Source organism: Flammeovirgaceae bacterium SG7u.111, assembly GCA_034044135.1.
Lineage (GTDB): Bacteria > Bacteroidota > Bacteroidia > Cytophagales > Flammeovirgaceae.
In genome coordinates this window covers 1,457,499-1,472,080 of record CP139021.1, presented here as the reverse complement: position 1 = coordinate 1,472,080, position 14,582 = coordinate 1,457,499, and the positions used below count along the sequence as shown (strand labels likewise).

The window sequence follows — 14,582 nt, the reverse complement described above, 5'->3', positions numbered from 1 at the left end:
AGAAAATTTTGTGTTGATTACCAGAACCTAAGATCATGTTTAAAAATTTTAAATAGGCATTTTTTTGATCCTATTAAGTATTATTTGGCAGTTTTGCCATAAAACCCAAGCTTCTTGGCTTTTGGTAGTTTTTTCATAGTCTTTGGACAGCCTCCGGAAGAAATTGAACGTGCCGAATGTCCTCTCGGTGACCCATCTCCACTTGATGGGCACAAAGCCCCTGGGGGTTGGGGGACAAGAGGATATCTCGACCTCTACGCCCCTTATGTTGTCCTCTACCCATCCGGTGAACTTCTTTTTATAGGCCTGGTCTGCCAGGATCTTTTCCATCCTGTGCAGGTAGCCCAAGAGGGGCTCCACCACCCGTTGCCCTATCGTGCCGTCATGCTCGTTGGCGCCAGTGGCGACCACTCCCCATACCAGCCCGAGCGTATCGGTGATGACGTGCCTTTTTCTCCCGTTCACCTTCTTGTTGCCGTCCAGCCCCGTGTCCTGCCCGATAAAAGGCGCGCACTTTACCGACTGGCTATCAATGGAAAGCATGCTCGGGGTCGCCTTCTTGCCCTTCCTCTTGCGCTCTAGTTGGTTGAGTGCCGCGTTCAGCCGAAAAAGCGTGTTGTCCCCCTGCCACTTGCGGAAATAATAGTATACCACATTCCAAGGAGGGCGTCCCTCGCCCGAGAGGCTGCGCCACTGCTGTCCGCTGCGCATGCAGTACAAGATCGAGTCCACCACGTCCCTGAGGTCATATTTGCGTTTCCTTTCCACGGGAAGATATTCTTTTATATATTGCCATTGCCGGGAGGTCAAGCGGGTATATCCTGTTTCCATAAACTTTGTTGTTTCGTCACTACAAAGTTTTAGCCTGCCCGGCTCTTTTCAAAATTTAAACATGCTCTAACCTGTAAGTTAGGTGTCTTTATTTTAAGTTGAATACTTCTTACTATTCTCAAAGTAAAATAAATGGGTTGCAAAATATGCAAATAAGTTGTGTCAACATCATAAATAAAGGAGAAAGAGGGATGCAAACTCAAGTCTGTAAAGACAACATACGGTTATGTTCTACTTGAGGAACAAAAAGGGTAACTAGAAGTATTTTTCTAAAAAGTACCATATACAAGTGCTTGAACAAAATTAAATTTATCCTATTCTATCGTAATTGATTGTAAGGTTTAATGCTTTTGTTTAAAATAGCACTGGTGCTTAGCCCAGAGGTTTGTTAACTGGATTATGTACGGAGAAAGCAATTTGAAAGTTTTGAAAAAAGATGACAGTCCACTCAATTTCCAAACAAAATTCCTGTTGAGAAAACCATTTCGATATTTCTGGTAAAAACTTGTTGCGCTTCTTCAGAAGGATATTTGTTGATATTGGCAAAGCCTAAATAGCTTTTAAGGTCGAAAATGAGCATCAAATTCCTCTTTATGAAAACATTGCAACTTCCTCCCAATACAAGCCCATAATCAATCGTATTAAAACTTTCTTTTACATCTATCCCTTCTTCCCTATAGTATTCTATCAAATCTACATTTTCGTAGACAATATCCGTTTTTTTTGCACTTAGCAGATATGAAACCGAACCTCCCGCATATAATGCTGGCTTGAATGTACTTAGTGGCGAAAAGAAATTAATATTCAAGGCAACTGGCATTTCTATGTACTCCCTATAAATATTGGAAATAATTGTCTCCCAATCTCCTACGCTTTCGTAATTCGATCCTCTTGTAAGGTAATTCAATTCTCCTTTTAAACTAAAAAGGTCTGAAAGATTACTTATTGCCACCAAACCTCCTGTGGTAAACAGTACAGGATTATAGCTATCTTGCCTCTCTGCCTGTATCAATAATGTTCCTGTAATATCCGAATAAGCCAAGCCACCTTTCACCCCAAAGAAGAAGTTAGAGGTAAGTCCTTTTCTACCTACACTTACGTAGCCAGGGTAGTTTTTCTTAAAATAACTTTTGCTATGGTATTTTTGGGAGAAGGATTTTTCCGGGGAAAGGAATAGAAATGTATATAAGAAGCCAAAGGCTAATACGAGGTAGCATTTTTCCATTTTAATAGATAGTTGGCGCAGCTGGTTATATTTTTTTTAGGATTAGAAAAAACCTATTTTGAGCTTTAAATTACGAATAGCGTGGAAATATGGCAAAAAAAAGCATCCCATTTTTGATAGGATGCTCATTTATTAAAACTATGGTAACACTTCTAGCTTTCTATACTCAACTCTTTTTTGTTCACCGTTTTCTCTATAATGGAACAAACGGAAGCATCGCCCGTCACGTTCACTACGGTTCGGCACATATCTAGCAGCCTATCGGGAGCTAAAATCAAAGCGATACCTTCTACAGGAATTTTAGCTTGTGCCAATACAATGATTAGCATCACAATGCCTGCACTGGGTACTGCAGCAGTTCCTATAGAAGCCAAGGTCGCTGTAAGTACGATGCCCAATTGCTGTGCCAAGGAAAGGTCAAGCCCATAAGCCTGTGCAATGAAAACTGCCGCAACTCCTTGGTAAAGGCTTGTCCCGTCCATGTTCACCGTTGCACCCAAAGGCAGCACAAAACTGGCTGTTTCATTTGAAACACCTAGCTCCTCTTCCACACATTTCATAGTTACGGGCAAGGTTGCCGCACTTGAGCTGGTGGAAAAAGCCATCAACTGTGCTGGGGCAATCCCTTTGAAGAAATCCAAGTAATTAACTTTTGCAAAAAAGCGAAGCAGCAGTGGGTACACCGCAAAAATCATAATAGCCAGACCGAAAATCACGGAAATACTATAAATACCAAGTACTTTTAGCAATTCCATCGCTCTTTCGGGGTCATCTCCTGCCACCTCAGCCATGAGCGAGGCTATGAGGGCAAAAACACCTAATGGAGACATTTTCATGATAATATTCACCATTTGGATAATGATGTCATTTATACCCGTAAACAGCTTTTCTATTGGCTCAGTGACTGGCGATTTTATCATCACCATCGCCACCCCAAACAAAATTGCAAACACGATGATTTGCAGCATATTGCTATTACTGGTAAATGCTTCGAAGATATTGCTTGGCACCATTTTCACTAATGGAGCAAGTGGGCCATCTTCTTTCACCTTTTTAGCACTTTCGGTTTTTGCTCCCGCTTGGCTAGCAAATTTTTCGTTCAGCTCTATTCTAGTTTCTTCAGTAAAGCTTTTTCCTGGCTTTGTAATGTTTACTATCAGCAAGCCCAAGGAAACCGCTATCAGAGTTGTGAACAGATAAATTAAAACTGTCCGTGAGCCCATGGCCGAAAGCTTCGACATATCTGAAAGGCTGGTAATTCCTTTCACAAGAGAGAATAATACGAGGGGAACGGCAATCAGCTTGAGCAGATTAATGAAGATAGTACCAAAGGGCTTGATCCAGTCGGAGGCAAATTGTATCCATCCACCATAAATAAGGATAAGCCCGACGATAACGCCCAGAACCATCCCGATGATAATTTGCCAATGAAGCGCGAGTTTTTTCTTTTGCATTTGATTCGAATGTGAGTTTGTAATTGAAGTAGTTTTAACCTTATCTCCTTAAAATTATCCTTTTTGGGCTAATTCTGAGTCGTTCAGCTCAAAAAAAACAGTTGGATAGGCACAAACAGCCAGAATCCCTTCCCAAACGGGCAAGCATGGCAGACTAAAAACAAGTTTGTTTGATCTATGATTAATAAAAAAGGTCAGCAACTTTACGCTACTGACCTCTTCTAATTTTTATTTTGTATCGCTTCTAACTGAATAGAGAATCGACAAATGCCATTTTATTGAAGAGTTGCAAGTCTTCTACTCTTTCTCCTACTCCTATGTATTTTACTGGAATTTTGAACTCATCGGAAATTCCAATAACTACTCCACCCTTTGCCGTTCCATCTAGTTTGGTAATAGCCATAGCTGTCACCTCGGTCGCTTTGGTAAACTCTTGAGCTTGGATAAGGGCATTTTGCCCTGTACTTCCATCAAGCACCAACAGCACCTCATGAGGTGCATCTGGAATCACTTTCGTAATCACTCTTCTGATCTTAGAAAGCTCGTTCATCAGGTTCACTTTGGTGTGAAGCCTACCTGCAGTATCAATAATTACAATATCGGCACCATCTTCAACGCCTTGCTTCACCGCATCGAAAGCCACCGAAGCAGGATCTGTGTTCATTCCGTGGGAAACTACAGGTACGCCAACCCTCTCGCCCCAAAGCTTCAGTTGGTCAACCGCAGCAGCTCGGAACGTATCGGCAGCTCCTAATACCACTTTGTAGCCAGCATTTTTGAACTGAGCCGAAATCTTACCTATAGTTGTTGTCTTCCCTACACCGTTCACTCCTACAACCAGGATTACATACGGCTTTTTGTCTGAGGTTATCTCAAACCCTTGTAGGTCTTCTGATTTGTTTTCTGAGAGCAATTCGGCTATTTCCTCCTTCAGGATCTTATTTAATTCTGAGGTAGTCAAATACTTGTCTTTTGCCACCCTTTTTTCAATTCGCTCTATAATCTTGACCGTAGTCCCCACTCCTACATCCGAACTGATGAGTATTTCTTCCAGCTCATCAAGCACGTCATCATCTACGGTAGCCTTTCCTACCAAAGCCTTGCTCAGCTTACCAAAGATGTTACTCCTTGTTTTCTCAAGCCCTTTGTCAAGTGACTCTTTTTTTTCCTTATTAAAGAATTTGTCGAAAATACCCATCGTGAAATCCGCTTTCTAACTATAAAATAAATTCTAAAGAGCCTACTGATAAACCCTGAAACAAAAGTAGTTTCCTTTTTTGATAGATAACAAAAAACCCCACTTAAAAAAGTAGGGTTAGCTGTATATCTCAAAAATCTTGATTGGGAAATTACTTGCCCAACACTTGATTTACCATGTCTTCAGGGACAATCTCGCTCTTGAAAGAGTAAGCGCCAGTTTCAGGGTTCTTGATGGCCTTCACTACTTTCACAAATTTAATTCCGCCTTCTTTTTTTAGCGTTGCTACTACCTTCTTAGCCATTGTTATTTAATTTCTTTGTGAACAGTATTTTTTTTCAAAATAGGATTGAACTTCTTAAGCTCCAATCTTTCTGGGGTGTTTTTACGGTTTTTGGTAGTGATGTACCTTGACGTACCTTTCATGCCAGAGGCTTTGTGCTCTGTGCACTCCAAAATCACCTGCACCCTATTTCCTTTCTTTGCCATTGCAACTTGTATTTATATTATATAATGACTTAATGCTTAAACTAAAACGCCTTTATCTTTGGCTTTTTTCAACACTGCCGTGATACCATTTTTGTTGATGGTACGAAGAGCACTTGTTGAAACTTTCAAGGTGACCCAACGATCTTCCTCAGGGATATAAAACTTCTTCTTTTGAAGATTTGGGTAAAATTTTCTTTTGGTTTTGTTATTAGCCTTCGAAACATTATTACCTACCCTTGTCCTCTTTCCTGTAATTTGGCAAACTCTAGACATCTCTATATCAGTTTTTTATCAAATATAAAATCTGCTTTCAGGCTAGTGCCATCTGGCAGATTCTTACATTACCTTTAATGAATTTTTTAAAACGGTCTGCAAATATCTTAAAATTCCTCTAATATTCAAAAGAATAGGCTATTTGAAGTAAAAAAAATAACAGAAACAAAAAACTGAACCAATAGCCCTATAAGGGTAGTGATTTCTTTCTATAAAAAATATTCAATGCTCAGCGCTTGGAGGAAATAGGACAAAACCAATAGATGCATGTCTAAATTTCATCTATTTCACCGCAAAAGTACATTCCCCTATTCTGCCAAAACCTCAAATATTTTGCCCTCTATAGCCAAATGTGAGTTGTCAAATACTTCCTGTGCTTCTACAAGCAATGGGGTCAGGTCTTTGAAACGAGTGGAAAAATGCCCCAACAATAACTGCCCTACATTTGCTTTATCGGCTATAGTAGCGGCTTGTTTTGCGGTGCTATGCCCAGTATAAGTTGCCCTTTCCGAAAACTCTTCTGTAAAAGTAGACTCATGGTAGAGCAAATCGACCCCTTCGATAATGGGTATAATACGCTCAAGGTAAATAGTATCGGAACAGTACGCATAAGAGCAACTTTTACGCGGTCCGTAGGTAAGCTCTTCGTTGGCATAAAACCGACCGTTATGCTCTATATCTTCTCCTAGCTTGAGTGAAATAAACTTTTCGTAGGGCAAACCACCTGGCAAAGCTTCTACTTTTAGCTTATGTTTTTTGGGTTTTTCGCGGAATAGGTAGCCACAGCAGGAAACCCTGTGTTTCAAAGGGATATTTATAACCTCTATGAGTTCGTCCTCATATACTTGGCCGCTGGTTAAAGGATCTACTATATGAAAGATGATCTTGTAGCTCAAAAAGGTTTCTGAGTAGCGAAAATGAGAGGTAAGTATTTCGTCCAAACCTTTGGGCGCATGAATATGGAGATCGTCTTTCCTTCCCTGTAGCGACATGGTGGACAGCAGCCCGGTAAGCCCAAGATAATGGTCGCCATGGAGGTGACTTATAAATACATGGGCTATCCTGCGCAACTTGACTTTATAATTGAGGAGTTGGAATTGCGTACCCTCGCCACAGTCGATCAGAAATAACTGGTTGCCCGCCTCCAAAATCTGGGAACTAAGGTGCCTGCCCCAAGCAGGAGTAGCCGAACAAGATCCTAATATGCGTAATTCAAAAGGCAAATTCTCAGTGTTTGATTCGTAATGTGACTAATCTAGCGGTTTTTCCTCTCGGGAAAATTTAAAATTAGAGATAAAAAGGCGGCAGCATTTCTTTGCGAAAAACTGCCGCCTAAATTATAGTTTAGGAACTAGCAATGGCTAGTCTTCGTCTTCATTCTCCAGGTCTTTCTGGATTTCGTTGAGGAAAATGGCATCTACCGCTTCTTCTTCAGTAGGCAAGATGTTCAAAACGTTATCTAGCTTAGATATCTTCACCAACTTCATCACATGATCGCTTACTCCTACCAACACTAAAAAACCTCCTACCTCATTTGACATCCTATTTGCCACCAAAATTGCACTTAGACCTGAAGAATCCACATATTTCACATTCGCTAAGCTGAGGATCATGTTGGTGGTACCTGCTTGGTACAAAGTAACCAACTCCGACTTCAAGCGAGGAGCTTTTAGCGTATCGAGTTTTTCCTCATCTAAAATGAATTTTGTGTATTTTTCAGACTTTTCAATCGAGTATTTCATGATTCGAATTTTTTTATTTTTTCAAATATAAATATCTATGTAATAGAACAATAATATTAATAACCTATTTATGAGCCTACAGCCGATTAGGTAAGCAAAATCCAAAAAAACCTTGCAACCCAACCTGCTCTGCACGAAGAGCCTATGCTCCAAAAACCCCCTCTATACTTGCCTTTATTGCCTCTGACGAATTATTTTCTGCCTTTTGGAACTCCTGCCCAGTAATGCTTTTAAAAAGCTCCATGTATCTTTCAGAAACCATCGCCACTATTTCATCCGTCATTTCTGGGAGTACCTGCCCCTCTTTGCCCTGGAATCCATTTTCTATTAGCCACCTTCTTATAAATTCTTTTGAAAGCTGCTTTTGTGGTTCATCGTTCTTTTGCCTTTCCTCATAGCCCTCGGCATAAAAATACCTTGAAGAGTCTGGCGTGTGAATTTCATCGATCAAATAAATTTGGCCATCGTATTTGCCAAATTCATACTTAGTATCTACCAAGATAAGCCCCATTTCTGCCGCTTTTTCTGTGCCTCTGGCAAAAACCTTATAGGTAGCATCTTCCAGCACCTTGTAATCTTCTTCGCTTACAATGCCCTGCTTTATGATTTCCTCTCTCGAAATATCCTCATCATGTCCCTCTTCTGCCTTGGTGGCCGGCGTGATGATAGGCTGAGGTAATTTATCGTTTTCTTTTAAGCCTTCGGGCAAAGGCACTCCACAAAGCATACGCTTGCCGTCACGGTACTCTCTCCACGCATGGCCTGCCAAATACCCCCTTATCACCATTTCTACCTTAAAAGGCTCACACCTTTTGCCAATAGTCACGCTTGGATGAGGCACAGTTTCTACCCAGTTGGGGATGATATCTTCGGTTAGTTTCAAGAACATCGCCGCTATCTGGTTCAGCACTTGCCCTTTGTAGGGAATAGGACGAGGCAAAATGACATCAAACGCCGAAATACGATCAGAAGTGATCATGGCTATTTTATCGTCAAAGTAATAAACATCACGTACTTTGCCTTTGTAAAAGCCCGTACTGTTGGGGAAATCAAATTTTGTATCTGCAATAGACATTTTATAACTATCTAATTTCTAAAAAAATAAATATTGCTAAGCTAATAAACTCCCACTGAAAGCATTACCAAAGTACAAGCAATTTCTATGGAAACACCTGCTTTTTTTGCCATTTCCATCAATTCAGGATTTTCTGTTCCTGGATTGAATATCAACCGCTTAGGTTTTTGCTTTAAAATAAAATCATACCACCCCGCTTGGTTCTGAGGTCCTACATAAAGAGTAATGGTATCAATATCTTCATGCTTTTGCTCTTGGTCAGTACTGATCTTCTCTCCAAACACTTCTCCTTTTTTAATGCCGACTGGTACTATTTTATGTCCTTTTTGTGTCAGCATTTCTGCGGCAGTGTACGCATACCTCGCGGGGTTTGGGGTAGCCCCTAGTATCATTGTTTTACCCATAGCTATTGAAATCAGGTGCGAAACTAGGCAAAAATTTGTTTGCCTTTATAACATATTCCCACAAGTAACCTTTATAATTGTAATTAGGTTGCTTTAACCCTAAGTTTTTGCTAAATTGTTAGGAAGGCAACCTCCATTGTTTTGTACTTAAAAACAAACAAATCATGAACAAAGAGTTTATCAAAAATATATTGACCAAGTCGAGAAACCTGTATTTGCTCACAGGCTTGGCGTTTGTAGTTTGGATGCTATTTTTTGATAGCAACAACATTTTGAACCAATACGAGCTCAATCAAAAGTTTGAAGACTTGCAAAAGCAGGAAAACTTCTACAAAAGGGAGATCACGGAGATAAAGAAGAACATGAAAGAGCTTAACAGCGATCCTGAACAGTTGGAAAAATTTGCCCGTGAAAAGTATTTGTTCAAAAGAAGAGGGGAAGATGTCTATTTGGTAGATGAAAGTGCCGAATAGTTAAAAAACTAAAACTTTTCCTTTCTACAGAAGGTCAAAGAAAAAAATCCAATAACTTTGCGTTAATAACCGTTTGATTCTCTTTAGATCAAACGGTTATTTTTTGTCTAAGCAGTTCTAGGCAAAAAACAACATAAACTCTGCTTAAAGCAGGCATAAGGTGAAACACGTGTCATTTGAAAAAAGAAACAACTAACAATTTATGATCAACAGAATCCTCTTTATTCTCCTAGCAGTATCGTTCTTCTCTTGTGAAAAGAACCAATACGAAAAAGGCAATGAATTTTTTGCTGCAAATGACTACGAAAATGCTATATCTTCGTACTCAAGCTACCTTTCTACCCATCCCAAACACATCAAATCGCTCTATAACAGAGGTAGGGCATATGAAGAAACTGATAAACTGGAACTGGCAGTTGAAGACTACAAAATGGCCTCCGATATAGAGCCTAGGGACATGACCTTTGTTTTTAGCTTAGGCATAGTTCACTTCAAGCTCGAACAATACAGCCAAGTAGTACTGGATATGAACAGAGTACTAAAAATACACCCTAATAATGCAGATGCACATTCTTTGAAAGGAAGGGCGCAGATAAAACAAGGACTTGTAAAAGATGCATTAAAAAGCTACGATCTAGCCCTTACTCACGACAAAAACCACGAAAAGACCTATTTGTACCGTGGGATGCTAAAAATTCTCACAAAACAAAGTGGAGGATGCGCAGATCTCAAAAAGGCGTTGAGCTTGGGAGAAGAAAATGCACAAGAATATATCGATAAGCATTGTAAATAATGCTTAATTATTGTGATCTGAAGAATGAGCTCTTGAGTTTTTTTTGTAATATTAGGTATCAAAAACCTTGGCTATCTGGTAAATAGGAAACATTCCTTAAGCCATTTCCTTAAATGTTGAGGTAAATATCTACGTGAAAGATACTAACGCTTTGGTGCTAATAGTGCCACAGTTGAGCTAATATTACTATCAGAAGATTCACAATGAAACTATATTTACTTCTACCAGCATTGCTTGTAGCCTATGGGTTATGTGCATCATCTCCAAAAAATAGTGCCCGTATTACGTATGGCGAAGCTGTTATTAAAGCTTCGCAAATCCGGAACTTTGGGAAATTCCTAGATCACGAGCAAGAAGAGATAATCCAAGAAATTCTCTTTTGGGAAAACGAATCGGAAGAATTCCGAGAGGTAACAGAAGACCAGCGACTCCCCTACTCTATGCTCAACCTGACCCAGAACAAAAATGAGTACCACCTCATTGAGCACTCTCCATTCAAAGGCGCTTACAAAAGACTGAATTGGATACCTTCGCTCAGTCTTTTCTATGAGTCGATGCTCGTTCATCATAAGATGAACGAGCTGTATGGAAAAGAACAATGCCCTCCCCAATTTTTGATCCTTGCACTACTATCCCACGAAACCTATATGAGGGATATTTTGGGCGATGGAGGCCAGAGTACAGGTATGTGTCAGTTGTATCGCCCTTCGGCCAAATACATTACTACCCTTTCCCGAAATAAAGACATCTTCAAACAGCTCATTTATTTTGATAAAAAAGGAGAGCAACACTTTTATAACCAGCGAAAAATGCTAGAATTCATCTATCATTTTTTGGTAAAAGAGAAGGGGTACAACAACCTTGGAAAGAAGAAAAAGGGTGTTTCAGCTTATAACGGCGGCGGGGAAAGAGCAAGGCATTATGGCAAATTAGTACTATTAAAAGCCTATTATTACGAAGGTCTTGCAAAGGCCTTGAAAGCCGAAACTGATGTGATTGCAGTCAGGGATTTGTACGAATGGTCTCGCTCCATCCTTCCTCACACATTCATAGGTTTCGACGGTTTTGACAGCACTGGAGAGGAGAATGAAGACTTTGAAAAACACCTAACAGAAAAAGAACGTAGCGAATTGGAAATATTTCGCTACGAAATAAGCCAGTATGTACTGGAATTGAGGAAACCTAATTTTGTTCCGCGCCTCATTTCCCAACATGAACAACTGGTGATAGAAAGCCCTTTGCTCGAAAAAAGCTTTGTGACCTATGAGGACAATCGAGATAAAATGTACGATGCGCTGATTTCTAAAGGCTGTTTTCTGATCATACCTTCCAATAGGACTATATTCTCATTCCTCCGAGAGAATACTTACCAAATTATGTCAGAAGACAACAAATTCATGTTCTATACCTTGGCAGACGGAGAAGAGGAGTTCATTCCTTCGGAAAGTGCCATGAAAGAAAAGCTCAAAAAAGGACAGGTCGTTCTTACTACTGCGCTTGCGGGTGATACAGTGTATATAAAACCAGGGTATCCTATTTACAAGGTAAAAAGAACAGAATTAAAACATTAAAATCCAAAAAGGCACTTTCCTACTAGCAGGAAAGTGCCTTTTTACAAACACAATGTGTCTTTATGTATACTCTTTCTCTTTCCACAAAATAGTAGGAATATGGTTTAGCTGTAAAGGCTTAATAATGTAAGACTTTACACAGTCGAAGTCTTTTGCTATCTTTTTGTCTTCTTTAGAGAGTGAGTTCGTAGTTATTACTACGTTAGAAGCTTCTATTTTTGGATAGATATTCTCTTCGTAATACAAAAGAAAATCCATTCCAAAATACCGAGGAAGCCAAATATTATAAATAACAAGATAAGGGTAGTCTGCAGGAGAAGCTTTTTCAAAGTAATTGATCGCCTCTTTTTCATTTGTAAGAATAGCAAAGTCTATCTCGCTGTCCAACTTCTTAAAAATGCAGGTTTGCGTATAGGCATCTACTTCATTGTCATCTATGATGACACACTTTTCTTTGAATAATGGCACGAGTTTGTTTATTTGTTTATTAATTTGACCTTATGCTATAAGTTAGTAGTTCATATCAAACAAATAGAACGCCCTTGCAGAAAAGCAAAAGTTAAGTATTGTGAAGTTACAAACCCAACTAACCAAACCTCCATTCCATCATTAAACGCATTCTTCTTGCTTTGTTTTTGAACAACAAACACTAGTTTAGACTTGTGAAAATTAGTTAATGCCAACTACTGAATTACATATAAAAAAGCATTCATTCCCAATATGGGATCACTTTGTTTACATCTACCCAATTAGAGAGGAGTGTAATTCAAATTAGGCGAAGGAAAATAAAAACCGTATAGTTAAATCAGCTAGAAAGGCATTTGAGCCCAATAAAAACATGTACAGATTTCTTATATTTCTCGTATTCATAGGTCTATTTGCTTCATTTCAAACACAGTCGCAAAATATTGATAGATGTGGTACGACACACAGTATTGACGAAACCTTCATGCCGGGAGGTGCTTCTTTTGAAACTTGGTTGAAAGCAGCTCAAATAAAAAGAAAAAGTAGGTTTGTAAACGAAGTGGAAGAAACCATATTGGCTATCCCTGTTATAGTACATGTAATTCACAATGGAGAAGAGGTTGGGGTAAGTAGTAACATTCCTGTCGAACAAATCTATTCACAAATTGATGTTCTCAACCAAGATTATAGAAGACTCAACCTCGACAAATACCTCACTCCTCCTGCTTTCAAGGATGTCGCATCGGATACTCGAATAGAATTTATTCCTGCCGAATTAGACCCCAGCAACCAGTCGCTTACAGAAATAGGTATACACCGATATGATGGAGGAAAAGAGGAATGGAGCCAGTCTGCTTTCAATAATGAAATCAAACCAAAAACATCTTGGAACCCTGAGCTATATTTGAATATATGGGTGGCAAATTTGCAAGGCTCTACACTAGGCTATTCTACATGGCCAAAGGAACCTAATGTACCAGGAGTCCCTGGAGAGTCTAGTAGCAGAGACCAAGAAGGAGTGGTCATCAATTCCCATGTATTTGGCTCAAACCACACACCAAGGGGAACATTTTCGTTCCTTACAGATTCTCGCTATGACAGAGGCAGAACTACCACCCACGAAATTGGTCACTATTTTGGACTGTTGCACACTTGGGGCGTGAGCGGAGGCTGCCAAGATGATGACTACTGCGACGATACTCCAAATACAAGAAATAGCAGAGACGATATAGACTTCCCCTGTTCTTACCCTGCTGAATTAAACACATGTGTGACGGTAAATGATATGCCAGACATGTTCCAAAACTTCATGGACTATACCGCTGACCAATGCATGAACTTATTTACCAAAGAGCAAGCATTACGGATGAAAACCGTGATAGAAAGTTCTCCATACCTCAACACCTTGCTCAGCTCCGATAAAATCAAACCCCAATTTGCCCCTACCAACTTAACGGTGAATCAACTAAGCGAAAATGTATATGATATAGAATGGACTGAAACTTCTGCTAATACCACTACTTACGTACTTGAAAGAAGTAACTCTTTCGATGGCAATTATACCATGGTTGCCGAATTAGAATATGGCAATAGCTATTATATAGATAATGTAAATACTTCAGGCACTTTCTACTATAGGGTAAAAGCGAAAAACGCTTCAGGAGAAAGTGAATATTCACTGTCCGTTTCAACTCCCAACATTCAAGTTCCTACTACACCAATTAGCCTTGCGGCAACCCTTATCGCTAACGATACTATCCACCTTGCGTGGAATACTGTTGACGAGCTGGCAACCCGATTTATCATAGAAGCTTCGGAAAACACTTCAACAGACTATTTCTCCATTGCTTCTATAAGTGCAGCAAACAATGAATTCAACTTTCCTTTTACCAAAGATAATACACAGTATTATTTTAGAATAAAAGCTGAAAACAACGGGGGAAGCAGTTCATTCTCATTGCCCATCACCATTACTACCAACCCCTATCCGCCCGAAGCACCTACGGGAGTTAATGTTCTATTTGAATCCGCCAATCGTTTATTCCAAGTTTCTTGGAACGATAATTCAGTAAATGAGGAAGGGTTTGTAATTTTACGTTCTACCGACTCACTTTCGGGCTATCAAGAAGTCGGAATTGTCAATGCAAACATCACAGAATTTATCGATTCGGACTATTCTCCTCCAGCTGGAGAGAATCCTTATTACCTCATTAGGGGATTTAACAAGGGCGGCAAATCTGGCTACTCCGAAGTGGGGGTATTTGATAGGGTCACGGCAATTGATGACCCCAACCCTGAAGTATCTATGCTACTTTACCCGAATCCAAGTGCTAACCATTTTTCCATTACGGGCTATACTTCCTTCAGCGGAGTGGGACATATCCAGATAAGTGACGCTACTGGAAAAACAGTCTACCAACGATCGCTTACAATTTTACAGGGTGAGTTTAATATTCCAGTGGATATTCACACCCTGACTACTGGTATATACATTGTGAATTTCGTTGCAGGAAAAGATGTCTTAAGTCAAAAGCTTTCTGTTGTTCATTGACATTTATACTAAAAATCCCCTTTACAAGCCTTTCGCAA

The 14,582-nt window shown here is 39.7% G+C and carries 16 protein-coding genes; 4 read left to right on the top strand and 12 right to left on the bottom strand.

Annotated elements, in window-relative coordinates; all coding sequences use genetic code 11:
* Positions 1-48 precede the first annotated feature (48 nt).
* From R9C00_05770 to R9C00_05720, 11 genes are all read right to left on the bottom strand, one after another.
* Positions 49-831, bottom strand: a complete 783-nt coding sequence (locus R9C00_05770) for an IS5 family transposase (protein WPO36949.1) — start codon at positions 829-831, stop codon at positions 49-51.
* Positions 832-1,279: 448 nt separating this feature from the next.
* On the bottom strand, positions 1,280-2,056 hold the full coding sequence (locus R9C00_05765) for a porin family protein (GenBank protein ID WPO36948.1): 777 nt from the start codon (positions 2,054-2,056) through the stop codon (positions 1,280-1,282).
* A gap of 152 nt (positions 2,057-2,208) precedes the next feature.
* Entirely contained in the window at positions 2,209-3,510 is a 1,302-nt protein-coding gene (locus R9C00_05760) for a dicarboxylate/amino acid:cation symporter (protein WPO36947.1), read from the bottom strand.
* A 244-nt stretch (positions 3,511-3,754) separates the two neighbouring features.
* Positions 3,755-4,708, bottom strand: a complete 954-nt coding sequence (gene ftsY, locus R9C00_05755) for a signal recognition particle-docking protein FtsY (GenBank protein ID WPO36946.1) — start codon at positions 4,706-4,708, stop codon at positions 3,755-3,757.
* A gap of 151 nt (positions 4,709-4,859) precedes the next feature.
* Entirely contained in the window at positions 4,860-5,012 is a 153-nt protein-coding gene (locus tag R9C00_05750) for a DUF4295 domain-containing protein (protein WPO36945.1), read from the bottom strand.
* A 2-nt stretch (positions 5,013-5,014) separates the two neighbouring features.
* Positions 5,015-5,197, bottom strand: a complete 183-nt coding sequence (gene rpmG / locus R9C00_05745; GenBank protein ID WPO36944.1) for a 50S ribosomal protein L33 — start codon at positions 5,195-5,197, stop codon at positions 5,015-5,017.
* Positions 5,198-5,233: 36 nt separating this feature from the next.
* Complete coding sequence (gene rpmB, locus R9C00_05740) at positions 5,234-5,470, bottom strand: 50S ribosomal protein L28 (GenBank protein ID WPO36943.1); 237 nt, start codon at positions 5,468-5,470, stop codon at positions 5,234-5,236.
* A 308-nt stretch (positions 5,471-5,778) separates the two neighbouring features.
* Positions 5,779-6,693 (bottom strand): ribonuclease Z, encoded by a 915-nt coding sequence (locus tag R9C00_05735; protein ID WPO36942.1) that lies wholly within the window; start codon positions 6,691-6,693, stop codon positions 5,779-5,781.
* A 138-nt stretch (positions 6,694-6,831) separates the two neighbouring features.
* On the bottom strand, positions 6,832-7,212 hold the full coding sequence (locus R9C00_05730; GenBank protein ID WPO36941.1) for an STAS domain-containing protein: 381 nt from the start codon (positions 7,210-7,212) through the stop codon (positions 6,832-6,834).
* A gap of 142 nt (positions 7,213-7,354) precedes the next feature.
* Positions 7,355-8,287: a phosphoribosylaminoimidazolesuccinocarboxamide synthase gene (locus R9C00_05725; GenBank protein WPO36940.1), complete on the bottom strand. Its 933-nt coding sequence runs from the start codon at positions 8,285-8,287 to the stop codon at positions 7,355-7,357.
* Positions 8,288-8,328: 41 nt separating this feature from the next.
* The gene (locus tag R9C00_05720) at positions 8,329-8,679 is read right to left on the bottom strand and encodes a CoA-binding protein (protein ID WPO36939.1); all 351 of its coding nucleotides are present in this window, start codon (positions 8,677-8,679) and stop codon (positions 8,329-8,331) included.
* A gap of 176 nt (positions 8,680-8,855) precedes the next feature.
* Here R9C00_05720 and R9C00_05715 point away from each other — a divergent pair, with 176 nt between their 5' ends.
* From R9C00_05715 to R9C00_05705, 3 genes are all read left to right on the top strand, one after another.
* The gene (locus tag R9C00_05715; protein ID WPO36938.1) at positions 8,856-9,164 is read left to right on the top strand and encodes a septum formation initiator family protein; all 309 of its coding nucleotides are present in this window, start codon (positions 8,856-8,858) and stop codon (positions 9,162-9,164) included.
* Positions 9,165-9,366: 202 nt separating this feature from the next.
* Positions 9,367-9,957, top strand: coding sequence for a tetratricopeptide repeat protein (locus R9C00_05710; GenBank protein WPO36937.1), 591 nt, complete (start codon positions 9,367-9,369; stop codon positions 9,955-9,957).
* Between the two features lie 203 nt (positions 9,958-10,160).
* Complete coding sequence (locus R9C00_05705) at positions 10,161-11,528, top strand: hypothetical protein (protein ID WPO36936.1); 1,368 nt, start codon at positions 10,161-10,163, stop codon at positions 11,526-11,528.
* Between the two features lie 60 nt (positions 11,529-11,588).
* Here R9C00_05705 and R9C00_05700 read toward each other — a convergent pair whose 3' ends face one another.
* Complete coding sequence (locus R9C00_05700; GenBank protein WPO36935.1) at positions 11,589-11,996, bottom strand: hypothetical protein; 408 nt, start codon at positions 11,994-11,996, stop codon at positions 11,589-11,591.
* A gap of 370 nt (positions 11,997-12,366) precedes the next feature.
* Here R9C00_05700 and R9C00_05695 point away from each other — a divergent pair, with 370 nt between their 5' ends.
* Positions 12,367-14,544: a M43 family zinc metalloprotease gene (locus R9C00_05695; protein ID WPO36934.1), complete on the top strand. Its 2,178-nt coding sequence runs from the start codon at positions 12,367-12,369 to the stop codon at positions 14,542-14,544.
* The last annotated feature ends 38 nt before the right edge of the window (positions 14,545-14,582 follow it).